Source organism: Dactylosporangium aurantiacum (genome assembly GCF_000716715.1).
Classification (GTDB): Bacteria; Actinomycetota; Actinomycetes; order Mycobacteriales; family Micromonosporaceae; genus Dactylosporangium; species Dactylosporangium aurantiacum.
In genome coordinates, this window is the sequence record NZ_JNYJ01000026.1 from 1 (window position 1) to 24615 (window position 24615).

Annotated in this window: 10 protein-coding genes and 4 pseudogenes; 4 read left to right on the forward strand and 10 right to left on the reverse strand. The window is 70.5% G+C overall.

Features of this window, described 5'->3' with window-relative positions; all coding sequences use genetic code 11:
* The first annotated feature begins 52 nt into the window (after positions 1 to 52).
* Positions 53 to 709 carry a M48 family metallopeptidase gene (locus OP18_RS27755; protein WP_156089829.1) on the forward strand — a complete coding sequence of 219 codons (657 nt, stop codon included), beginning with the start codon at positions 53 to 55 and terminating at the stop codon, positions 707 to 709.
* Positions 710 to 940: 231 nt separating this feature from the next.
* On the opposite strand, the gene OP18_RS57645 is transcribed toward OP18_RS27755, so the two are convergent.
* The gene (locus OP18_RS57645) at positions 941 to 1192 is read right to left on the reverse strand and encodes a hypothetical protein (protein WP_156089830.1); all 252 of its coding nucleotides are present in this window, start codon (positions 1190 to 1192) and stop codon (positions 941 to 943) included.
* Between the two features lie 889 nt (positions 1193 to 2081).
* On the opposite strand from OP18_RS57645, the gene OP18_RS53165 reads away from it, so the two are divergent.
* Positions 2082 to 4007, forward strand: a complete 1926-nt coding sequence (locus OP18_RS53165) for a DUF4118 domain-containing protein (protein WP_052387446.1) — start codon at positions 2082 to 2084, stop codon at positions 4005 to 4007.
* Positions 4008 to 4154: 147 nt separating this feature from the next.
* Here the strand turns inward: OP18_RS53165 and OP18_RS51455 are convergent.
* From OP18_RS51455 to OP18_RS27775, 3 genes and pseudogenes are all read right to left on the reverse strand, one after another.
* Positions 4155 to 4873: pseudogene (locus OP18_RS51455) on the reverse strand (IS6 family transposase).
* A 702-nt stretch (positions 4874 to 5575) separates the two neighbouring features.
* A complete protein-coding gene (locus OP18_RS27770; RefSeq protein ID WP_063745609.1) occupies positions 5576 to 10507 on the reverse strand; it encodes a diguanylate cyclase in 4932 nt (1643 codons plus the stop codon).
* An 846-nt stretch (positions 10508 to 11353) separates the two neighbouring features.
* Entirely contained in the window at positions 11354 to 12397 is a 1044-nt protein-coding gene (locus OP18_RS27775) for a methyltransferase (RefSeq protein ID WP_156089831.1), read from the reverse strand.
* 167 nt (positions 12398 to 12564) lie between these two features.
* Between OP18_RS27775 and OP18_RS51460 the strand changes: the two are divergent.
* Positions 12565 to 13089: pseudogene (locus OP18_RS51460) on the forward strand (cell division protein FtsZ); the annotation flags it as partial.
* The gene (locus OP18_RS62345) at positions 13010 to 13324 is read left to right on the forward strand and encodes a DUF2306 domain-containing protein (RefSeq protein ID WP_169788968.1); all 315 of its coding nucleotides are present in this window, start codon (positions 13010 to 13012) and stop codon (positions 13322 to 13324) included. The pseudogene OP18_RS51460 and the gene OP18_RS62345, both read left to right, overlap by 80 nt.
* 301 nt (positions 13325 to 13625) lie before the next feature.
* On the opposite strand, the pseudogene purM reads toward OP18_RS62345, so the two are convergent.
* The 6 genes and pseudogenes from purM to OP18_RS27805 all read right to left on the reverse strand — a co-directional run.
* Positions 13626 to 14567, reverse strand: a pseudogene (gene purM / locus OP18_RS55590) (phosphoribosylformylglycinamidine cyclo-ligase); the annotation flags it as partial.
* A gap of 225 nt (positions 14568 to 14792) precedes the next feature.
* A pseudogene (locus OP18_RS61965) lies at positions 14793 to 16274 on the reverse strand (SAV_2336 N-terminal domain-related protein); the annotation flags it as partial.
* The gene (locus OP18_RS27790) at positions 16180 to 17151 is read right to left on the reverse strand and encodes an AAA family ATPase (RefSeq protein ID WP_033362022.1); all 972 of its coding nucleotides are present in this window, start codon (positions 17149 to 17151) and stop codon (positions 16180 to 16182) included. The gene OP18_RS27790 and the pseudogene OP18_RS61965, both read right to left, overlap by 95 nt.
* Before the next feature lie 15 nt (positions 17152 to 17166).
* On the reverse strand, positions 17167 to 19200 hold the full coding sequence (locus OP18_RS27795; protein ID WP_033362023.1) for a caspase, EACC1-associated type: 2034 nt from the start codon (positions 19198 to 19200) through the stop codon (positions 17167 to 17169).
* 135 nt (positions 19201 to 19335) lie between these two features.
* On the reverse strand, positions 19336 to 21723 hold the full coding sequence (locus tag OP18_RS27800; protein ID WP_033362024.1) for a hypothetical protein: 2388 nt from the start codon (positions 21721 to 21723) through the stop codon (positions 19336 to 19338).
* 258 nt (positions 21724 to 21981) lie between these two features.
* Positions 21982 to 24570 (reverse strand): beta propeller repeat protein, encoded by a 2589-nt coding sequence (locus tag OP18_RS27805; protein WP_245635541.1) that lies wholly within the window; start codon positions 24568 to 24570, stop codon positions 21982 to 21984.
* Between the last annotated feature and the right edge of the window lie 45 nt (positions 24571 to 24615).

The window sequence follows — 24615 nt, forward strand, 5'->3', positions numbered from 1 at the left end:
CTTCACGACCCTGGTGTTCGGTGCCTGGCCGTGCACCGTGCGGTTCCCCAGCGTGGCGCTGCGGCCCGGTGCCGTGTTGCCCCTCTTCGGAGGGCTGACTCTGCCCTGGCCGGCCGCCCTGCCACGTGACGCCGTCACCGCCCGCCGCGCCGATACCCCCGCGCTGCACGCGCTGACGGACCGGGTCGCCGACGCGGTGGGCGTGCCCCGGCCGCACGTCGTGGTGCTGGACGAGCGCTTCGCCGCCGACTCGGGCTTCGCCGGGCTCCTGCGGCGGCGGTACCTGCGCAGCGGCGCCCCGCTCTGGGCGGTGCTCGATCCAGCGCAGCGCGCCGCGCTGGTGCCTCTTGAACCGGCCCGGTTTGGTGCCCGGGACCCGAGTCGCGCCGCGCTCACCGGCACCGTCGCGTGCACGCTCGCGACGATGGTCGCCGTCTTCGAACCCTCCGCGGACAAGCGGATGCAGACCAGTCGCAACAACGACGTCGTCAAGACTATCTCGGTAAACCCCGGCCAGCGGGTCGGTGAGGAGCAGGCGTCCACCAACCTCGCCGAGGACCACGAACGCGGCGTCGGTGCCCGAACGGTGCGACGTCGACGTGGCACGCACCGCGTCGACGTTCGCGGTCACGCCGCCGCTCGGCCGGCGCATCGAAGTGCTCGCCGAGGCGCCGGCGATGATGGCCGTCGACCCCGATGCACTTGCTGAGACGGACGTCGATCTGCGGCCGATGTACCGCCGGCTGGTGCGAGGGCTCAGGAACGGTTGAAATTCCGTGCTGTTGGGCCCCAGCCGCTGCGGGCTCGTCGCGGCCCTGGTGTGGCAGCCAGGTCTTCGGCTCAGACGGTCTGCCAACGACCAGGCTGGATGGTCCAACTGGCCTGACGCGTCGACGCTGCCTCCAGTTTGATCGAGCTGATGGTCTGCAGCGCCGACGGTCTAGCGTGGCGTCGTGCCGTACAGCGTGTTCAGCAGTTCGGTATAGCTGGCTGCCGTGCCGATGCGCTGCCGGCGCTCGGGTTGTACCAGGTCGTAGTGCATGGTGTGGGTCAGGAACACTGCGTTGATGGTGTCGGTACGGATCCGTCGCCGGGTGAAGGGTAGACCGGCAGTGCGGACCAGGTCGGGCCTGGCATACGTGAGCCGCAGGAACAGCGCCGATGGCGTGGTAGGCGGCAGCGAGGTCGTCAAGGCGTCCCGCGGGACGGTGAGAGTGCCGAGGATGCTGCGGTTTTCAGCTCACACCCGAAACACAGTTTCGGCACCGTACAGGGCCTCGGCGTACGTCCGGCCGTCATTCTCCCCGATGTAGAGGTCGACACTTCAGTGCTTGGCCGTTGCCATGTCAACCTCCTTGTGGCTTCTGCTGCCGGCCGTCGCGGGCTCCGCGGGGGCTGGTCGGTATCTGCGGCGACACCGACCAGCAGGACCGGCTGCGGCTGCGCCGTCGGGTGGTGCGGCAGTCTGCGCCGCCTCCGCGCGTTGAGGTCGCCCGTAAGGGCTCTTCCCCGGCAGCGGTCTTCACACGACTGATGTAGCGCGGGTGAGGCTGTTGCGGGGACGGGCAGCTTCGTGGCGATGACGCCCTCCGCCGCCATGCCCTGTGCGCGTTGGCGGCATCCCCGCCTGCAAAGGGCCGGGCGGCCAGTAACTGGCAGGCGACACCACCGGCCCGCCAGCCGTCGCCCGGCTCCGCGCCGGCGCGCACCGCCGGCGAAGCCGTTCGCGGTCATGGTGGCCGGCGCCGCCGAGGCAGCGTTCCTGGCCGGACCCACCCGGCGGTTACCGGACCGGTGACCGCGTCGGCTCGCCCGGTGGTCCGCCGCCCGCCGGTCGGAAGGCCCGCCGGTGGCCGCCGCGGCGCCCGATATCGGCCGTGTCGGCCCGTTCTTACTCCCCCGACGCCGTCCTCTTCCGAGTGCGGTCTCGAGCCGCGTGCAGCGCGCCGGGGCAGCGTCGGCGCGATGTCACCCGTATCGGGTGGTGGTGAGCATCGTCAGGAAGGCGAACGGTCGGACGTGTGCGTGCAGGACCGGTGCGGACACGGCCCAGTGCCGCGACCCGCCTACCGGGAGGTCGCGTGGCGGTGACCGACGGTGTCCGGCATCGGCTCATGTCGTGTTTGCTGCCGGCGACGCCGCCGCCGCTCATCGTCGGCGTCATCGTCGCGGCGGTGGTCGTCATCGCCGAGACCGCTGTGATCGCGGTGCTGCATGCCGCCTACCCGCGGAGTCAGCCGAGCGCCGCCGTCTACATCCTCGGCGTGGTCGCGTTGACGACCGTGTGGGGCGTCTGGCTCGGCATCGGCGTCGCGCTGGCCAGCGTATTGATGTTCAACTATTTTTACCTACCGCCGGCCGGGCTGCACCTGAGCGTGGACCAGGACCTCCAGCGGGCCGTGATCTTCGGGTTCGTGGCGCTGGCCAGCGCCGGGCTGGCCGACCTCGCTCGAGCGCGAGCGATAGAGGCGCAAGCGCGAGCGATAGAGGCGCAACTGCGGGCGGCCGAGGCGGACATCGCGGCCGAAGTCGCTCGCCGCGTCCTCGGCCAGGACGAACTGCCGTCCGGGCTGCGGGCCGGATCCGAGTGTCTCGCCGCCGGGTTCGGCCTCTCCCGCGTGTCGATCGAGGTCGGCGACCCATCGGGCCCGGACGAGATCGCCGGCGCGACCACGCTCGAACTTGGCGTCGAAGACGGCCGTCCCGGGCGGCTGGTCGTTGCGGACGACACCCCGCCGGCGACGCTGGAACGCCTCCGCGACCGGCTGGGCCCCGCACTGACGGAGATCGTTCGCGCCGCGGTGCGCCGCCAGGAGCTCATCGATACCCTGTGGGCCAGCCAGCAGGCGACTCAGGCCCTGCTGGCGGAGCAGGCAGCACTGCGGCGGGTAGCCACGATGGTCGCCAACGGCGGGCCGCCCGAGGAGGTCTTCGCGGCGGTGACAGCCGAACTGCACCGCCTGTTCCAGGGGTTCCACACCGCACTGCTGCGCTACGAGCCGGACCGTACCGTCACGGTGGTCTCGGAGCGCGACGACGATGGGCGGCTGATGCCCGACCGCCCGAGACTGCCCATTGCCGGTGAGAACGTCGTCAGCACGGTCTTACGTACCCGCCGCACGGCCCGGATCGACTACGACACCTCCACCGGGCCGATCGCCGAGGAGCTGCGGACCCGCGGCATCCGCCGCGGCCTCGGCGTGCCCATCGTGGTCGATGGCGCGACCTGGGGTGTTACGCGCATCGTGTCGTACAGGCCGGAGCCGGTGCCCGCCGACGCGGAGCGACGCCTGCAGGCCTTCACCGAGCTCGTCGCCACCACCATCGCGAACACCGAGAACCGCGCCCGGCTCATCGCATCCCGCGTCAGGCTGGTCACCGCGGCGGATGACGCACGACGACGCATCGAGCGCGACCTGCATGACGGGCCGCAGCAGCGCATCGTCTCACTCGCCCTGCGGCTGCGCATGACACAGAAGTCGGCATTGGACGACCGGTCGGCGATGCGGGACCTGATGTCCGACACCGTCCGGACACTCACCGAGATCCACCAGTCCATGACCGACCTCGCCCGCGGCATTCACCCGGCCCTGCTTACCCAGGGCGGGATCTGCCCGATGCTGCGCGCGCTGGCCCGGCGCAGCATCGTGCCGGTCGAGCTGCAGCTGCGGGTCCCGGACCGGCTTCCCGAGCGGGTGGACGTGGCAGTGTACTACGTGGTCTCGGAGGCGCTGTCCAACATCGCCAAGCACGCACGGGCATCGGTCGCCCGCGTCACGGTGCGCGCGGACGTGCGGCGCGTCTGGCTGTCGGTCAGCGACGACGGCGTCGGCGGCGCCGATCCGGACCGTGGCACGGGGCTTGTCAGCCTGCGCGACCGCGTCGAGGCGCTGGGAGGCCGGTTCAGCCTCGTCAGCCCGCCGGAACAGGGAACGACCCTGACCGCGGAGATCCCGCTCGTCGAGCCGGACGGGACCCGCGGTGAACACGCCGACCCCGCGCAGTGACGCGGCACGGGTGCGGGCGGGTCATGCCCCGCGCCCGCTGGCGTCATCCGTCGTAGCCAGCCGGATGTAACTGTTGAAAGTTCCAGGCGGCGCTGTTGCATTTGCCGATCGGAGGGCGCGGTCGAGCGAGTTGCCGGAGCCCGGTCTTCAGATGGCGTGGGTGAGTTCGGTGAACGCCGCGGCGACACGGAGACCCCGCGGGGCGTCGAGTCCGAGTTCGTAGTGGCCGCGTCGGAGATTCTGCATGAAGGCGTGTCCGGCGATGATCGTCTGTGCGGTCCGGTCGGTCCGTAGCCCGCGCATCGGTCTGAGCCGGTGCCTGAGCTGACTGTGGTCTGCTTCTATCCGGTTGTTGGCATGCCGTTCGACGTGATGCCAGGCCCACCGGACCAGTTCGTCGAGAACTGCCGGGTACACCGGCGCCGCGTCGGTAACGACTTCGGTGGGTCGCACCTTCAGGGTGGTCATCGCCCGGCGGAAGAACCGCCGCGCCGCGGTGGCGTCGCGGCGGACGGAGACGAGCACGTCGATGACCTGACCGTCCTGTTCGACGGCCCGGTACACGTACCGCCAGACACCGTTGACCTTCACATAGGTCTCGTCGACGAACCACCTGCCACCGGGTGCGAGCCGGCAGAACCGGGCCGCGTCAGCCAACAGCGGCGTGAAGCGTTGCACCCAACGGGAACGGTGACGTGGTCGACCTCTACACCCCGCTCAAGCAGCACCTCCTCGACATCACGGTAGGAGAGGTTGTACCGCAGGTACAGCCGGACGGCGACCACGATCACGTCGGGCGGGAACCGGAACCCGGCGAACGCCGACCGCGGTGGCAGGACCGGACGCCGACGGCTCGAGTACTTCATCGTTCAAGGCTGCCTGACGTGGGAACGCCCAGCGCAACGTACCCGGGCCATGCACTCCACTTCGAGGGCGCCGACACGGATTCCTTTACACGCAATCGAGAGCGGTGCGTGCCCGCAACGGACCACCCAGCGCCATGATCCGAAGGGGCGAGACACCTTGACTCGTTCAGGCGCAACGTCAAGGTGTCTAATCGCTGGCCCGCGCAAGGCAGATACGGGAGCACAAGCCCGCGACCAGCAAGGACACACCCGGATCCAGATCGTTTGGAACCGAACAAGCTGAGTAAAGGGGTCCAGCAGCGACATGCTTGACCCGACATTCAGATTAAAGAGAATCTCTGCAGGTAGCCTGACCTGCGGAAACCCTCAAATTGTCGGGACGGCGGGATTCGAACCCACGACCCCTTGACCCCCGGTCGTCGGAGGCTCCAGCGACGTGCTCAAGCACGGTCAAGATTTGGGCGGGCAGCTTGAGCGGGCGGAAGCGCGGTATCACGTGCTGCAGTCCAGCCGACCCGGCAGATTTGCACGTGAACCGGCCGCCGCCGAGTTGTCAATGATCCAGGCCCTGGTGACGCTGTTCCGCTTCTTGAGCTTCGCTACGGGCGTCGGTCTCGTACACCTCGGTGAGCCAGTGCAGTATCTTCCGGGTCCTGGGCCATGCTTGAGCAGCCGCGTGGTGCTCGCCTGGGTGCGCCGGTCTCATCCAGACCGTGGCAGCAGCGGCGCCGCGCAAGTCCGGTTGCGGCCCGCCCGCTTCGCCTCGTACAGCGCGGCGTCGGCAAGTTTGGTCAACTGCTCGTGGTGGTTCGATCTGGTGGGTTCGGCCGCGGCGAACCCGATGCTCAGGGTCACCAGGCCCGTGTCGGCCAGCTCGTGCGGTTCGGCCAGGCGCTCGACGGCGACCCGGATCCGCTCGGCCGCCGAGGCGACGGTCGCCAGATCGGCACCGGGTAGCACGACCATGAACTCCTCTCCGCCGTACCGGGCGACGATGTCAGCGTCCCGCACCGACCGGCTGATGGTGGCGGCCACCCGGCGCAGGCAGTCGTCTCCGGCGAGGTGGCCGTAATGGTCGTTGTACTTCTTGAAGTGGTCGATGTCCATGATCGCGATGCCGACCGGGGTGCGTAGGCGGATCGCCCGGTGCCATTCCAGGTCCAGCGCCTCGGTCAGTCTGCGGCGGTTCGCGAGCCCCGTGAGCGGGTCGGTGATCGCGAGCAGTTCGAGTTGTTCGTTCGCGGCGCGTAGCGCCTCGGTGCGCTCGGTTACCTTGTCTTCCAGGGCGGCGTAGAGCAACGCGTTGTCCAGCGACACCGACAGCTGCCCGGCGATCAGCTCGACCGCGTCCAGCCGGTTCGGGCCGAACGCGCCGCGGATGCGCCGGTTCTCCAGCAACAGCATTGCGCGCGGTTCGCCGCGGCTGAGGATCGGCACGACAAGCAGCGAGCACACCGGCACGTCGTGCAGATAAGGGTCCCGGCTGAACCGGTCGTCGCGGGTGGCGTCCTCGACGAGCAGCGGCTGGCGGGTCCGCTCGGCGTAGCGGAACGCGGACAGCGGCAACAGGGCAGCGACATCGGGGTGGTCGATGTCCAGCACGTTGTGTCCGTCCCCGACGGGGTGGGGCAGCACCCAGCCACTGGCGTCGGCGATGCGCAGGACGATCCGCACCCCGCTGGCGCCGGTCATGGCGGCGAGAACCTCGGTGACCCGATCCTGCAGCCCGGCCAGCGTAGTCTCAGAGCTCAGCGCCTGCGACGCGCGCACCACGGCGAGCATGTCGATCGTGCTGGCCGAGACGTTCCCGCTGAACGGCCCGGTCGACGTCACCGCGGCCGCGCTCCCGCGTACCCCGGCCAGAAACGGGTAGTCCTGCTCCAACTGCGTGACCTTGCCCGCCGCGCCCCACTCCCGGTACAGGTGCAGCGCCTCGTGCAGGGTCGCCTGGCCGGTGTACTCCATATTGTGGGCGAGAAGGCACTTCGCCAGGCGTTCGGTGATGTACGCACGTTGCCACGGTCGCTGCCGGCCGGCCACCTCACGGCGGGCTGCGTCGAACGCTCGCAATGCGCCCATCGCATCGCCGGACGCCCAGGCCCGCTCGGCGTCCAGCAGGCGACGCAGGTGCAGGAAGTTGGCCGGGCAGTCGGCCGCCCGCCCGGCCAGCCAGGCGCGGCGCTCGTCGAGCTCGGCGAGCAGTGCCGCCCGCTGCGCCGCGTCGGCCACCCGGGCCCGTTCGGCCAGGGCCAGGCCGTGCATCAGCAGTACCAGCGTCATCGATTGGGTCGGCACCACGAACGGCAGAATCGGCACCGCGGCGCCGGAGTGCTCGACCAAAGCGTCAGCATCGCCGAAGATGGCCGAGACGAGGGCATGGGCGGCGCGCAGGTTCACCGCAGCGATCGGGTTGTCGCTGAACGCGGCGAGCTGCTCGTCGAGCTTGAAGCTGGCGTCGTCGAAGCCGCCCAGGACGGCCGTCTCGCCGCGCAGCGCCCGAGCGGCCTGCGGCCATCCCCGGATGGTCGTCGCGCCCCACTCGTTACCGATCCGGGCCGCGAAGGACAGCCCGGCTTCGGCCTCGGCGACGACGTCGGCCAGGGCCGGGGCACTGTCGAGCAGCTGAGGAATCGAGGCGTAGTAGGTGAAGCAGGCGTGGTAGAGGTCGCCGCCGCGCAGGAGGAGTTCCCGGGCCTGGCGGGCATGACGGATCGTGTCCTCGAGCGGTTCGAACCACGGCGCCGCGCAGATCGCGAAGATGTACTCGGCCTGTCCGGCGGCCGGATCATATCCGCGAGCGTGACTCACCTCCAGCACGCGGCGGACTGCGGTGTACGCCGACGCATAGTCCTGGCGCGACGGGACGGTCACATACGGCGCGTGCGCCAGCGCGCCGACCAGGTCGGCGCACGGCCCGCCCTCGTCCCACAGGCGGCGCGCCTCGGTCACCAACCACGGCATGAGCGGCGACCCGCAGAAGAACGAGGCCGGGATCAGGCGGTAGATCAGGCTGGCGATGGCCACCGCCCGCGGGTCCTCGTTGTCCGGACGGCGCAGGTCGTCCGCCGCGCTGCCACTGATCGCCCAGGCGCGCAGCGCGTCGATCCCGCGGTCGATCACGCCGGGCAGGTCGGCTGGCGCGGGCGCCGGATGTCCGAGGTCCGCGAGCAGGCCGACGCCCAATTCCACCGCCTCCTGCGGACGAGCGCGGTGGGCGAGGCTGCTGATCTGGATCACGGCGAGCTGAGCCCGCTGAACCGGGTCGATCGTGGGCGCGACCCGAGTGTAGAGCTCGTCCGCCTCGTCGAGGCGACCCGAGCCGAACAATGCGGTGTGGCGTTCGATCCCCAGTCGCTGACGCAGGCCGGAGTCGGTCCCCGGGTCGGGCGCCAGCAGTCCTTCGGCCGCGGCCAGATAGTTGTCCATCAGGTCGTAGTTGGCCTGCAGCCGGGCCCTGGCGGCGGCGACCGTGAAGAGCTCGGCCACCGTCTGCCGCTCGCGCAGTTCGGTCACCTCGTCGATCGCCGCGAGGTACTGCTCGGCCGCGACCGGCTCGAACTGCGGGAACCGGGCCAGCATCCGGGCAAGCTCGAGATGCCGGGCCGGCCGGACCATCGCACTCATGCCGGCGTATGCGGCCTGACGGACCCGATCGTGCCGGAACCGCACCGACGTCGCGGCGCCGTGCTCGGTCACCAGCAGGCCGTCCTCCAGAGCCGGGGCCAACATCCCGGTCAGCTGGCCTCCCGCGTCCGCCGGATCGCCGATGGCCGCGCGGAGCAGGCCGAGCTCGACGTCGCCACCGAGGCAGGCCATGGTGTACACCAGCTCACGCGTCTGATCGGCCAGCGCGGCGATCCGCGCCTCAATGAGTTCGACGACGTCGCCTCGTCCGACGTGGTGGCGCAGCGCCGCCGGGTCCCAGATCCAGCCGCTCTCGCCGGGCACCAGCGCGCCCTCTCGCCGCAGGGCGTTCACCAGCTCCACGGTGTCGAACGGGTTACCGTCGGTGCGCTCCCGGATCGCCGCCCCAACCGCGTCCAGGTCGTGCGCCGGCAGCCGCAGCAGTTCGCCGAGCAGTTGGCAGACGTCCGCCGGGCCGAGGTTGCCGAGCGTGATGTCGACCGGCGGCCGGGCCTGCTTCCGCCAGCGTGGAAGGGCCGCGGCGAGGGGATGCGTGTCGTCTACCTCGTTGTGCCGGTACGCGCCGATGAGCAGCAGGCCGGGCAGGCCGTCGGAGCTGTACACGGCGTCGAACAGTCCGAGCGCGGTCGGGCTCGCCCACTGCAAATCGTCGATGACCATGACGATCGGGCGTTGCGGACCGGCCAGCGACTTCAGCACCGCGAGGCCGGCTTGGACCAGCCGGGCCTGCGCGGTGCGCGGATCGGTCGTACCGGTGCCGGTGGACACGCCGAGCAGAGCGCCGAACTCGGGGTCGGCGGCCATGACGGCGGCGTCGGCGCCGAGTGCCTCATGCAGCCGCACCCGCGCCGCGGCGAGTTCGGTTTCGGGTTCGGCGAGCAGCATGCGGGCGAGCGCGCGCATGGCCTGCCGGACCCCGTCCGAGCCCGGCCCCTGCCGGAACTGGTCGAACTTTCCGAACACGAACCAGCCACCGGCCTCCGTGACGATCGGGCGGAGCCGGTCGATGAGGCTGCTCTTGCCGACTCCCGAATCGCCGCTGATCAGCGCGCCGGGACAGCGGCCCGCGACGGACTCGCTGAACGCGCGCCGCGCCGACTCGATCTCGGCCGACCGCCCGACCAACCGTGCGGGCGCCTGCAACCGCCCCGGGAAGTCACGCCGCCCGATCTCGAGGGTGCCTTCCGTGCCGCGGGCGTAGTGGTCGCGGAGCTGGCGGAGGTCGTGCAGTACCCCTTCGGCGCTCTGGTACCGACGGTCGGGCTCCTTCTCCAAGAGGTGCGCGACGATCGCCGAGAATGAGGCCGGCACCGCCGGATTCACCTCCGACGGCGGCGTTGGGGTCCGGGTCAGCAGATCATGGGTGAGCCGGAGCGGATCGTCACCGTGCCCGAACGGCGGCGATCCGGTCGCCAGTTCGTAGAGGGTGGAGCCCAGGCCGTACAGGTCCGCTCGTTGGTCGACCGGCCAGCCGGTGCGTCCTGTCTGCTCGGGTGCGATGTATGGCAGGGTGCCGATGATGTCCCGGTGGTGGGTGAAGCCCGGTCGCTCCTCCGCCGACGTGCTGGCCAGGTCGAAGTCGATGAGGATCGGGCGGCGCGGTCCGGCCTCGCGCCGGACCACGACGACGTTGGCCGGATTGATGTCCTTGTGCACGACGCGGCGCCGATGCATCGCGGCCACCACCTCGGTGAGCTCGACGGCGAAGTCGAGCAGCTCCGGCACGCCCATGGGCGCCCGGACGATGCTGGCGGCGAGCGCGGTGCCGCCGTCGTCGATGAGCAGGACCTGTTGATCATCCGATTTGGACAGCAGTAGCGGTACACCCGGCACGCCGGCCAGACGGCCGAGCATGGTCAGCTCATTGCGCAGCCGCTCGACGGCACCCGGGCCGGTCAGTTCCTTTCGGATCGCTCCGGGTCGCGTCGGACCCGAGGCGACCCGGAATACCCGCGTACGGCCGCTCTCGTACAACAGATCATCAGGCACGTGTCGGCCGTCCTCGCCTCGGGGCCCTGCTCGCTATCCAATATCGGCCTGCTGACAAATCCTGAGAATAGCTCCGAGCTCCGGCAGTCCCGACGGCGGCCGGAGATCCAACGAAGCCTAGACGGCGAGCCAGGGTCACGTCCGTACTCCAGGTATGCATTGATTGCTCGACCGCCCGCAGGTGGCAACGCCTCCGCAGTGCCATCGCCCGCCTGATCACTCACGAAGGCCAATTTGATCAGTCACACCGCATTGGTCCTCTACTATGTGGGCAGTCCACCCGGCTGCAGTGCGACGAACACAGCCGCCATCTGCCGAGATTGACCGGAAAGCGTAGATTCCGTTGCCGAGGAGGGCGGACCGCCGCCATCGACACGCTGACCACAAAGGGCGCGGCAGCCGCGACGCTGCGCCAACTGTCCGCTTCGAGCCTCTGCGACCACCTCGGCCCGTGCCCGCACGCACATCGCACGCGTTGCGCGAACTCGATCCGCGGTACGTGCCGAGGCATCGCGGGACCGCGGGAGATGAGGACCCGGCTGCACGCCCAAGCACTCGAGCTGCGGATCGCCGGCACCGGGCATCCAGCGGCCGACTGAGCGCCGCCAGCTCGCGAGCGTTATGGCGTCCGCCGGTGATACACGGCGAGCGACGGACCTCGCAGCGCGCGCTGAGCACCGCACGCTGCGGTCGGCAATCACGATGGTCGTTGCCGTGCCCTGTGCCACCTGACCCTGGTGACCGCCGACGGCAAAGCGCGACCGGCGGCTGAGGTGCTTCGCGGACAAGGTACGCGAGCACTCGAGTCGGCCGCATCGAGCTGACCTACGGCGGTCCGCAACTCATCTAGGCCGGCTCGGCGACGATGACCCCGGAGGGTGGCGGGAGCGGCTGGAGGCCGACGAATCGCCAGCCGGCCGCGCCGAGCCACTGGGCGACATCGTCCACCTGGTAGAGGTCGCCGCCGCTGATCATGAGGAATTCGCCGGCGCCGAACCGGGCCGACGGGTGCGGAGCCGCGTCCGTGCGCCACCAATCCACGAGCATCAGGCGCCCGTCCGGGGTCACCACGTCGCGCAGCCGACGCAGCAGCTGAACGATGCGCTCCGGGTTGAACAGGTGCACCACGTTCGCAACGAGAATGGCGTCGTGGCCGGTGGGCAGTGGATCGGCGAAGAAGTCGGCGCCAACAGCCTCCAGGCGTGCGGCGAGCGGGCCGGCTGCGGTCTGCTGTGCGACGACGGCCGCGACGTCTGGCAACTCCACAAGCGTCGCGGTCAGGTGGGCGTAGCGCTCCAGGATCGGCTTGAGGAAGGTGGCCAGCCCGCCGCCCACGTCGAGCACCCGGCGGTGTGGGCCGAAGTCGTACTCCCGGGCGAAGTCTGCGGCGGTCTCCGCGGTCACCAGCGCGACGGCCGACTCGTACGCCTCGGCCTGCCCCTCATCGAGGTCGCCGCGCACGCCCCGCCGGGTGCGGAAGGCCGTCGCGGCGTTGACCCACGTCGGATAGCTCACCGTGTCCCAGTACCGCGCCAGGGGCCGCATGTCGAACGGTCCGCGGCCGGCGAGGAACGCCTCGGCGTCGGGCGCGTTGCGCAATCGCTCGCCGTCCCGCACCAGCAGCCCGGCGTCGACCATCAGGTCAGCGATCGCTCGGGCGCTGCGCTCCGGGATGGAGCAGCGTTCCCCGATTTCCGCCGGGGTCGCTCCGTCCGGCCCGACAGCGGCGAAGACGCCGAATTCGATCGCCGCGAACAACGTCTTCGACACCATGAAACCGGCGAACAACTCGATGATCCGGGCGGGTGTCGGCGGCCCGCCATCGACAGTCGTTTCCCCGGCAGGCTCCACCGGTGGGGCGAACATGCGCTGTGCCAACTCGTCTGCCACGAGACCCCCGCAGGTCGCTAGCGATCGAAATTGTGCGTCCGCAGCATACCGACCGGGCCGCTGCCCTACCACCCGGTAGTCCGGCGGCCCGCGACAGACGGTGACCCGAGGCCGCGTACTGGCTGGCCCTTGGGCGTCCGCAAGCAAGCCCGCAAGGTCGCCGCCCAGGCATCACCGACCTGATCACCACACCCGGTCTGACCAAACCTCGACTTCGCCGACGTCACAAGCGTCACGAGCGGCGCGGGCAGCGCCTTCATGGGCATCGGCAGCGCGCGCGGCGACAACCGCGCCGTCGAGGCGGCCGAGTCGGCAATCTCCAGCCCGCTGCTGGAGCAGAGCATGGACGGCGCGCGGGGCGTGCTGCTGTCCATCGCCGGCGGCTCCGACCTCGGCCTGTTCGAGATCAACGACGCGGCGCAGCTGGTCACCGACGCGCCCCACCCGGACGCCAACATCATCTTCGGTACGGTCATCGACGACGCGCTCGGCGACGAGGTGCGCGTCACGGTGATCGCGGCCGGCTTCGACGGCGGCGCGCCGGCCTACCGGCCGGTCGAGGCCCGGGCGCCCCGACCGCAGCACAACCACCAGCCGAAGGAGCCGGCACAGGTGGAGCGCCAGGCCCGCCGCCGCCCCGGCGGGTGCTGTTCGACGACGTCGACGTGCCGGCCTACGTCACGCCCCCAGCTCGTCCCCTCCGCCGACCGTTTCCGCTCCCCCGCGCCGCTGATCGCGCACATCGTCGCCGCCGGCGTCTACGCTCTCGCCGGCACCTTCCAGCTCGTCCCGCGGCTGCGGCGCGACCACCCGAACTGGCACCGGCGCGCCGGTCGCGTCCTGTCGGCCGCGGGCCTGGTCGTCGCCGGCTGGCTGATCACCCTCGCCGTGGCCGGGTACGCCATCCGCCGCCGGCCGGCGCCGTGAGCACCAGTTACGACATCCACGTGGCCGGCCACCTCGACGCCAGATGATCCGGCCGGCTCGGCGGCCTCAGCATCGTCCACCGCGACGACGGGACCAGCGTCCTCACCGGCCCCGTCGCCGATCAGGCCCAGCTCTACGGCATCCTGGCCGGCCTGCGCGACATCGGCGCCACCTCCTCCGTGTCCAACCCACCGACGCCGACCGGACCAGATAGACCGGCCTCAGCTGTTACGGATGGCTGTGGGGCGCACACAACGGCGGGGAAAAGAACGTCTGCGTGCAGCCCGGCGACCGTGGGGGGTCATCGATGGTGCCTGCCCACCACGCGTACGGATCCCGTGCCCTTGACGATCTGGCCTACCAACCAGGCGTCCAGGTCATGGCCGGCCAGTCGGGCCAACGTGCGGTCGACGTCGTCGGCCGCGACCACGGCCACCATGCCAATGCCCATGTTGTAGGTGCTTTCCATCTCAACGTCCTCGATGGAGCCCTCCGTGCGGATCACGTCGAAGATCGGCTGCGGGCGCCACGTCCTGCGGTCAACGACGGCGTCGACGTGGTCGGGCAGGACCCGGACCAGGTTGCCGGGGACGCCGCCGCCGGTGATGTGGGCGAACGCGTGGACATCCGTCTCGTACAACAGGTCGAGGCATGCTCTGGCGTAGATGCGGGCCGGGGTCAGAAGCTCCTCGCCGAAGGTTCGTTGGCTGCCGAGCTCGTCGACGATACTGTCCAGACGCAAGCGGCCGGTGCCCACCAGGATGTGCCGAACGAGCGAGTAGCCGTTGGCGTGCAGCCCGGTGGAGGGCAAGGCGATGACCGCGTCGCCGACCCTGACCCGGTGACGGCCTAGGATCGTGCCCTCGTCGATGACGCCGATGGCGGTGGCGGACAGGTCGTACTCGTCGGGCCGCAGCATGCCGGGCAGCTCGACGGTACTGCTGCCCAGCCGGACGCACCCGGCGTACCGGCAGCCAGCGGTGATGCCGGCGCCGATCTCGGCGACCCGCTCCGGCACGAACTCGCCGCTGGCGACATGGTCGGACAGGAACAGCGGTGCCGCGCCGCTGGCGACCAGATCGTCGACGACCATGGCGACCAAGTCGATGCCGACGGTGTCGTGGACGCCCAGGGCCCGGGCGATGGCCAGTTTCGTGCCGACGCCGTCGGTGGCGGCGGCCAGAACCGGTCGCTGATACTTCGTCGTGTCGAGCCGGAACAGCCCGGCGAAGCCGCTGCGGCCCTCGAGCCTCAGCGCGGAGCTCTTCGCTGCGGTGCGTTCGATGGCCGGCTGCGGGGCGCCGTTGCCGGCGAGGCGGCGCAGGGTCCACTCCGCCATCTGGATCAGGGGGCCGGTGGAGAGCATGACGGGCCGGGCAGCGACCGGCCGCGCCGGCAATCGGTCCGGCATCGGTGCGTCCGGTGGCGCGAATTCTTGCCTGATTACGGCGGAAAGGAGGGTGTTGGAGACCTCGCCGGCCTCGTGGCGGCGAAGGGTGTCGAACAGTCGCTCCCGCACTCCCGGTCGAAAGTCGTATTCAGCCGAGTCCGGATCGGACCGGTCCGCGGGTGTGATGTGGTGCAGGAGCCCGCCGAGGAACACCTCCGCGATCTCGGGCAGACCCGCGGCGGGCACGGTGGCCTGCTGAATGTGGTGGATCACCGGGAGGGTCAGCGGCGCCGCGGCGGCGAGGCGTGCAGCCAGGTGGAGCGCCGTCGGTGAAGCCGAAGACCGGAACCGCGATAGCAGGGCATCAGCGTCGGTGTCGCCTGTGTCGACGCCGAGGTTGTGGCTGGCGGCCTGACCCCAATGCTCGCTGACGGCCAGTGATGCTGCTTCCGACAGACTCGAACCGGCGATCAACGCCGCCCAACTCGTCAGCCACCGCTGCTGGAGCCCGAAGACCGGCAAATGGACAGGGTCGCCGGGCGGCGATTGGCCGTTGGACGGTGTGAAGCGCAACGCGCGGTTGTTCGCGGGTGGCCCGAAGGTGGCCAGCCGTCCGATCTGCGGGGACAGGGCGGTTCGTGGCCAGAGGCGCTGCGGCAGCGGCTGCACGATGGCGGTCGGCGCCCGCTGCGCCAGGTAACGCAGCAGCTGCCCGGCCGGCTCGGTGCGCCAGAACGCGCCGACGCCATCGGTGAGGACCAGGATGGCGCGCTGGTGCGTGTCCTGCACGATGTCACGCCGGGTTCGGATGACCGTGCCGGCCGCGTCGACCGACAGCCGCGGACCGGTCGGCGAGTCATGCAGGTACCGATGCTGGACGTTCTGGAAGATGCGGGAGCGGCCCAGCGCCACCCGCAGGTCGTCGGCGCAGGCACGCCAGATGTCCATCGATGCGGAGGCGTCCGTGACGACGAGCAGGTCCAGCCAGCGACGGTCGACCTGCCGCAGCAGCGGCAACCAGAACCCGTAGTCGGCACGTTGCCGTGCGGTGGCCTCCTCGTCCAGGAGCACACGCCTGCTGTCAGGCACCCGGCGGTTGAGCGGGCGGAGCGCCCGCGCGAGCTCGACCGATGCCGGCGGCGGTGGCGTGGCCCGTTGCCGCATCTGGACCCGCTCTCCGAGGTCCGTGCCGGCACCGGGACGGTCGGCGTGACCATGCGATGTCAACGAACTGGCTTCGGCGACATCGGTCATGGCCTCGTGTGGCGTCGCGGCGGCGGGCACCGCGGGCGACCGCGCTGACGCAGGGTCGTCGGCGGACTCCGGATCCGAGGATGCCGGCGACGCGTCGCGATCGCCGGCCGGGAGCAACGCCGCAAGCCACAGCGCCTCGGCCACCTCCACCGGGTCGAGATCCAGATCGAGACGCCTCAAGGTGCGGATCACGCGTTCGATGGTCATCGGCTCATGCCGGGTCCAATGCCTGCAACAGCAGGTCAAGGACGCGTTCCCGGCCGCGGTCGTCACCGTCCGCGTGCCGGCCCGTGAGGTAGATGGCATTGAGCAGCTGGTCGGTGGCGACGTCACCGAAGCCCCGAACGGCCAGGAACCGCTCGATGATCGGACCGCTGGCCGCCACGGCGTCGTCGCCCAGATGCGCCTCGACGATGCGGGCCAGTTGCTGCGCGCTCGGCGGAGGCAGCCGCAACCGGATACAGCGACGGAGGAACGCCGGCGGAAACTCGCGCTCGCCGTTGCTCGTCAGCACCACGAACGGAAACTCCCGGCAGCGCACGTGTCCCCGCCGGATCACGACCCGGTCGTCGGCGTCGGCGGATGCGACCTCAACCTCTGGCTGGCGTTCGGCGAGACGAGCAAGCTCCGGAATGGTGTACTCACCGTCCTCGAAGATGGTGAGCAGGTCGTTCGGAAGGTCGATGTCGCTCTTGTCGATCTCGTCGATGAGCAGGACGCGGGGGCGCCGCCGTGGCAGCAGCGCGGTTCCCAGCGGTCCGAGGCGCATGTACGCGCCGATATCGCCGCCGACCGCGAGCGTCGCGTCCTGGACCCGGCTCAGTGCGTCGTACTGGTACAGCCCGTCAGTGACCGTGCTGCGGCTGATGATTGGCCAGTGCAGCACCGGCCCGAGCTGCAGTTCATACGCCACGGCGTAGGCGAGTGACGACTTACCGGCTCCCGGGCTCCCCGTGAGCAGCAGCGGCCGTCGCAACGCGAGCGCCGCGTTGACCGCATCGATCTCCTCCCGGCTTTCGCTGCGGTACACGGCACCGCGTCGTTGGTGGACCGCTCGTACCGTCGCACCGGGTGCGGCGTCGTCGTCCACCTCACCGTCGAACGTCCGCCAGGGCGGGGGCGGTGGAAGATCCTGAATGCCGTCGTGCGGCGTGGCGTCGCCACGGAAAACGTGCCAGTTCACGGGTCCTCCTCAAGCTCAGATCAACGGCCGTGCGGCAGGGGCGACAAGTGGGGCCTCCAGGTGCGGGCGTCGGCCCGGGTCGTCCCAGAGCAGCACGAATCCCTGGTCGAAGGGCGGTCTGGCGCTCCTGCGCAGCCGCAGCGTCAGATGCGGAAGTTCCGCCGCGGTACCCGCGGCGAACGACTCGGCGATCTTGCGATGGAATCGATCTCCGCGGCACGCCTCGGCCACAACGGAGGCACCGGGCCGTAGCAGCAGGAATCCGGGTACCCCGGCGGCCAGCCCGGCGCGTAGCGACTCGCGGTTGCGTCCGCCACGCCCGTGGCGTTCGAGCAGCACGACCGCGCCATGCTGGTCCGTGCGATGCAGGAAGTCCTGAAACGCCAGCGTGTTCATCGCGGCGTTGCACGATCGGCAGGTGATCCGCGGCCGGCCGCGGTCGCCGAGCTGGGTGGCGGCGGCGGCCCACTGCTGCTGCCAGCGCTGGTGCGACTCAACTTGGCGCAGCCGCTCGAGCGAGCGCACGACTGTCGGGTACTGCAGGCCGATCTTGCTGCGCTGCGGCCCGATCCGCCACTCCTCCACGTCGAGGTCCCAGAGCTCCTGCGGCAGCACGAACTCGATGACCGGTTGGGTGTCGCCGGCGGTGCGGGCGAGCCGGTCGAGCGCGTCGTACAGCACCGTGCCGAGCCCTGCCTGCGCGTCCTTGACGGTCATCTGTCCCGCGTGTGGGTAGCGTGCCGGGTCCGGATACCACGCGGTGAAGCCGTCGGTGTCCGTATAGAGCCAGATCGCGGCGTGGTACCGCTTTCCGCGCCGCTCCGGCGTTGCCGCCGGCGACAGCAGGATCACGACGGCCGCGTCGACCGGTCGGCGGTCTTCGGTCAGGCGCGGACCCGGGACGGATGGTCCGGGACGATGCCGGTCCGCCCAGGTGGCGAGCGCGGACGCTGCGGCACGAGTGGGGCACCGCGCCAGGATCTCCGCGACGCAACGGAACAGCGGGTGATGTGCCGGGTCGCCGGCATGTGCCAGTTCCCCGGCCGCCTGCACCAACTGGGCGAGCGTCGTGAAGCCGGCGGTGGACGGTCGCACGGTCATCGGCGCCAAGGCACGCTCCCAGATCGCGTGCAGCACGGCAGGCTCCATCGGCGGCACGGCGGCCAGGGCCGCCCAAAGATCTTCTTCGGCTGACCGGCCCAGGACCCTCAAGGCGGACTGCGCCGCGACTGCCTGACGGATGTCGTCGAGGGACGACCGTAAGGCAGCAGGTATCTCTTCGCGGACGGCGGCACGTAGCTCGGTGCTCGGGCGTCCAGTGGCGTACGGGTGCACGTTGCGTACCAGCGCCATCGCACCGGCCGTGTTGCCGTCCAGTTGCTGCGGAGCCGGATATCCGGCGTCTGCGAGTCGCTTCCGGACGTGGTTGAACAGCGTCCGCATCGGGAGCAGGTCGCCGGCGCCCTCGAGGCCGTCGCGCATCAGCTCTAGGAGCTGGCCGGTGAACGCCGTGTTGCGCATGCCCTCAGGCGCGAGCGAACGCCGTGTCCATGAGCTCGACGTGATCACGTAGGTGCCCTCAACGCCGAGGCCACCGGGGACGGCGATCGGGAGCTTCAACGCCCAGCCGCTGTAACAACAGTCCAGGATGACAATCTTGGTGGCGGCCTCGCAGCCTCCGAGCAGTTCCGCGAGGTAGCGGTACGGCACGCTGCGCCACTGCTCGTCGTCGGATGCCTCACCGGTCGCCAGGTGCAGCTCGCCGCTGTCGCCAAGCAGGAGGCCGTGGCCCGCGAAGTAGACCAGCAGCAGATCCCTCGCCTCGCTTGCCGCCCGTTTGATGGGCGCCAGCACATCGTTGGTGCTCTGCGGGTCCTCGATCACCTCGCAGGTTTCGGCTGAGAAGGTCGACAGCGAGGCGCTGGTGAGGACGTCGCGCAGGTCCCGTACGTTGGTGACGGCCGATGCAAGGTCAGCGAGCCGGCTGGAGTGGTAGTGACCGACGCCGACGAGGACCGCTCTCGACCGTTCGTGCTCAGGAAGCCGCACCGCGCCCAGACCTCATACCGGCACGATAATCACGTACGGTGACGGTGTCATTGTCGGCAGTAAGCACGAACACACAGTAGCGCGCGATCACGTTTCCGGGCATCGACCCTTCTGACGATGCGACTGCACGTCGCTTCAGCGGATCTCGTACACCGCCACGTGACCCGAGCGGAACCGCAGTGTCGCGTACCTGCCCAGGTCGGCGGACACGTGGACCTCGTCCGCCGACGGTGGGTCGCTGGTCCAGTACCAGTTCGACACGTCCTCGACCCACAGCCACTTGACGCCGTACCCGTCGCGCAGGCGGCCGATCGTCGTCTCCGACGGGTTGGTGAACGCGGCATCGTTGTCGATCAGGCGGGACGGGTCCCAGTACGTCGTCTGCTCCTGCGGCACGCCTTGCTTGATCTCCTGCTCGTGCGCCGCGGCGGTGTAGGCCCAGGACTCGATCAGGACCCGCCGCTCGGTGTAGGCCGCGATGCCGAAATGCCGGCGGTCACAGCCGAGGTTCTTGCCGAAGTGGAGGTACACGCAGTGCGCGTTGGTGGCGACCAGGTCGCCGGGCGAGGAGTTCCCGCGCAGCCAGCGGCCGGCCTCCACGGTGCCCTCGGTGACGATCGGCCACAGCTCGGCGCGGTTCCTCCAGCCGCGCTCATGCCCGTCGGTGACGACATACGTGAGCTGGGTGAACGCCGTCGGCAGGGAGAAGCCGAGCAGCAGGGCGACGATGAGCCCGACGGCCGTGCCCGTGGGGATCCTGCGGCGGTACCACCAGATCGCCGCCACGGCCGCGAGCGCCACCAGTGCCAGGGCCGCGTACGGGTAGACCAGCTTGATCGTGAGCCGCTCGGCGCTGTACGTGGTGTTGTGCCACGGCGCCCAGTCCCCGTCGACGGCGCGGATCAGGTAGACCACGACGATGCCGGCGACCGCGACGGCCAGCAGGGGGCGGGCCTTGCGCAAGGTGAGCCCCGGCAGGAGCAGCAGCAGGCCCCAGGTGGCGGCGGCCGCGACGTACGGCCGGGCACCCGTCAGGAAGTAGCTCTCGGACCCGCCGGAGTGGGCGGTGAGCAGCAGCGCGCCGATCCCGGCGAGGCCGAGTCCGGCGAGGAGCAGCACCTCGGCGTCGAACACCCGGCGGCGCAGGCCGGCGACGCCGGCCCACATGAAGACCCAGCACAGGACCGTCAGCGCGCACAGCACGACGAGCCGCGACAGCTTCGGATCGGCGGCGTAGTTCGTGTTGACGGCGATCGCGGTTCGCCGCATCGCCTCCAGCGGGCGCAGGCTCAGGCCCTGGCTCTCTCCACCGAAGAGGACGAACTGCGCGAACAGGATCCAGAAGACCACGATGCCGAGCGCCTTGAGCGCGACGCGGTTGAGCCGCCGCTGGAAGACCAGCTGCGCGCCGATGACCAGCAGCAGCCCGCACAGCAGCGTCGGCAGGAACGTCGCCTTGGCGCCCATGACCGCGGCCGGCAGCAGGGCGAACAGCACCCAGCGCCGCCGGTCGTTCCCGTGCTCCCGCAGCAGGTCCAGCAGCACCAGCATCAGCGGCACGAACAGCAGGGCGCCGAACGTCTGGGTGGGGCTCGTCCACAGGTACAGCGCGAGGTTCGAGCCGTCCTCGGTCGGGTCGAACCCGTAGGCGCGGTAGAAGGACGACAACACCCACCCGTACGGGTCGGGCGACAGCACGAAGAACGTCGCGAGCACGGTGAGTGCGCCGCCCCACCAGGTGCCGATCAGCCGGCGGCCGAACGAGGCGATCAGCACCGCGTACGCCACGGTCATCACCAGCGGCGTGAGCCGGGTGACGAGGATGAACGGCTCGATGCCGGTCGCCCAGCTCGTCGAGGCCATCTCCGCGTAGGCGAACCAGTGGTAGCGGATCGGCTCACTGGTCACCCACGGCGTGACGAAGTCCATGTGGTGCTTGAACTCGCCGATGAGCGCCAGGTGGAACGGCAGGTCGATGTCGATCCGGCCGTAGCTGGGCCAGCCGGTGCCGTGATGGCGGTAGTACTTCGTCGCCCAGGCCAGCATGATCAGGGCGATCACCGCCAACGTCCACGACCACGCCAACGGTGCGCGGCCGGCCGGGCCCGCGCCCCGCCAGTACCGCCGCAGCCCCGGAACCGCGACGAACACGGCGATGACCAGCAGCAGCACCGCCTGCGCCGCCAGCGGGACCCCGACCGCGCGGGCCGGGATGTAGGCCAGGACCTCGATCGCGAAACCGATCGCGGTGCCGGCGGCGGCATCCTCGGCCATCGAGCGGGATCCGCGGTGCACCAGCCGCCACAGCAGCAGGCCCGGCAGCGTGACACCGAGGCCGACGTAGCCGACGAAGATCGCGTAGGTGGCCAGGGACACGTCGTAGTAGCGCAGCAGCCCGGCACCGGCGAGGAGCACCAGCGCCGCCGGCCACCAGCCGGAGCGCCAGATCGCCGTCCGGTGCGCGGTGACGGCATCGCCCCGCGTCGCCGGTTCGTCTCGCTCGACCTGACGTGTGAAGACCATGCGTCGCGTTCCTGCCTCACCGGGTAGCGGTTGGTGACGGTGCGGGGGGACACCGCTCGGCGGGCAGTATAGGTGGATTTCGGCCGGACGTGCGTCCGTCGGTCGTCACGAGCACTCGGCGGAGTCACACCGCGCCGAGCGACCCCGGCGGCGCGGGCGCGGGCCCGGCGACCGCCCGGGACGCCGCACACCCTCGTGTCGGGTCGTCCGGAGGCCGGCCCGGCAGGTGCCTGCCGGGCCGGCCTGTTCGCGTTCCGGTCAGCCGAAGAGCACGAGTTGCCACAGGTCGTAGGACTGGATGCCGCGTCCGTGGGTCGCGGCGTAGAGGCGCAGGCCGAACAGGCCGCTGCGCAGTTGCATGGTGGCGGTGGTCGGCAGGTTGCGGCCGAGCACCTTCCAGCCGGTCTGGCCCGGCGGGCGGTACAGCACGCCGAGGTCGGTGCCGACGACGAGGCCGCCGCCCCAGAGGACCTTCACCGCGTTGGCCGGGATGTCGGGCAGGTTGCCCGAGACGTCCTTCCAGGTGGCGCCGGCGTCGGTCGACTCGAACACGTGCCCGATGCCGGCTCCGGGGCCCTCGGTCCACTTGCGGGAGAAGCCGTTGATGGCGACGTACACGTGGTTCGAGTCCGCCGGGTCGACGTCGAAGCCGGAGACGTACCGGTTCGGGATGGTGCCGTCGACGGGCAGGTTCAGCTGGTGCCAGCCGGTGCCGTCGGTGCGGCCGACGGCGATGCCGCGGGTGAAGCCCTGGTTGTTGCAGGGGCCGCACCAGCCGACGTACGCCATGCCGCCGGAGACGGACACGCCGGTGGCGACGTGGCCCGCGCCGAGGTCGAACACGTTCTGCCACTCCGCGCCGGACTGGATGGCGAAGCCCTTGCGCTGCACCCAGACGTGGGTGCCGCCGGCGACCCAGGTGTTGATGTCCTTGGCGTCGGCGGCGATCGGGGCGATGAACCGGGCGCCGGCCGGGCCGAGGTCGTTGTCCGGTGGTGCGATGTTGCGGCTGGAGACCTTCGACGGGTCGGTGGTCCAGGAGCCGTCGTTGACCGCGCAGTTGTTCGTCACGGACAGCGCGAGGTAGACGTACTCGGACACGATGTTGCAGCCGTTGTTCGGGTCGACGATGGTGTCGCCGCCGTCGCCGCCGAAGTTGGAGCCCATGACCCGGTCACCCGGCCGCTTGATCGACTGGCCGTTGTCCTGCAGGCCGCCGGAGACGGCCAGGCCGATGGTGCGGCCCTGCTTGTCGGCGCCGACGCCGACGGAGTAGTACTGCAGGACGTCCATGCTGCCGTCGTTGAGGGACTTCCAGTCGGTGGCGTGCCCGGACGCGTCGGCCTTGCCGTCGACCGGGCGCCGGTAGGTGCCGCCGTCGTCGCCGACGATCACGTACGGCTTGCCGCCGTTGCTGCCGATCGCGACGGAGTGCTGGTCGGCGTGGGTGGTCTGGTGGCAGTCGCCGGTCTGCTTCGCCGGGTCGATGCTCCAGCACGGGAACGGGAAGTTCCAGTACGGCCCCGGCGTGGTCCACGTGGCGCCGGCGTCCCTGGTCTCGAACACCTCTTCCAGGCCGAGGTACACGTGGGCCGGGTTCTTCGGGTCGACCTGCAGGAACTGGTTGTACCAGGCCTGCACGCCGGGCTTGTACCCCGGCCGGTTGTTCGCCGACCCGGACTCGGCGAGCTTCTGGTAGTCCGCGACCAGGGTCCACGGCCCGAACGGCGAGCCGGACGCCGACGCGTACACGCCGCCGAGGTTGCTGTCCGGGTTCGTGGCGAGCAGCCGCGGCGACTGTTCGATGGCGTAGTACTTGGAGCCGTCCGCGGCCGCGGCGAACGTGACCGTGCCGACGTCCTCCGGGTTGCTGGCGATCGCCCCGGCGAGGTTCGTGCGCTGCCAGGCGCCGCCCTGCTTGGTGTAGAAGCCGTTGTACGTGTCGCCGCCGCGCCAGCCGACGGCGAGGACCACCTTCGACGGGTCCTTCGGGTCGATCGCCACGTCGGTGGTGATGTTCTTGTACGGCGCGGCCGGGTCACTCGCGAGCGAGCCGCCTGGCAGGTAGTCGGGGTTGGGCGCGAACTCGAGCTTCCACGGCCCCGAGAGGTTGACCGAGGAGTGCGACCACACGCCGCGGCTGGTAGCCGCCCAGACGGTGGTGCCGCCGAAACGCAGGCTGGCGATGGTGGTGCTGTCCAGTTCGGTGCCGCCGACCCGGTCGCCCGGCTGGAACTCGCTTCGGCGCGGGTCGCGCAGCACGTACACGCCGGCGCCGACGAAGCTGGTCGAGCTGGAGTTGGCCTCGCCGGTGGCGTACCAGAGCCGCCCGCTGCCGTCCAGGCGCAGGTCACCGGTCGCCGGGGAGGACAGCTTGTCGGAGATCGGGCGCCAGTTGCCGCCGCCGGTGCTGGAGCGCCACACGCCGCCGTTGGCGGAGCCGGCGTAGACGTAGCCGTGGTCGTCGGCGGCCAGCCCGGTGACCCGGCCGGTCACGTAGCCGGCGCCACCGGAGGAGTTGGAGTTGATGTCGCGGTACCGCGGGTCGTCGGAGTCGTACGGCAACGCCGTCTCATCGGCCCAGCGTCCACCGGTGCGCGGCAGCGCCTGCAGCTGCGCCCACGCCGCGGTGTACGCGCCCGGGGCGACGATGCCGGGCGCGCTGCGGGCCTCGTTCCACTGCTCCGCCTGCTCCATGATGTCGTCGGAGCCTTCTTCGTCCTCCTCGGCGGAGAACGTCTTGGACGTCGCCGTGGTCCGATGAGCGGTGGCGGCGAGGTCACCGTACCGGTTCGGTCGTGGCTTGCCCGGTGCGGCGTCGGCCGGCAGCCCGCTCAGCACCAGCACGACTGCGGACAGACCGCAGATGACCAGGGTGTTTCTGCGCCTTCT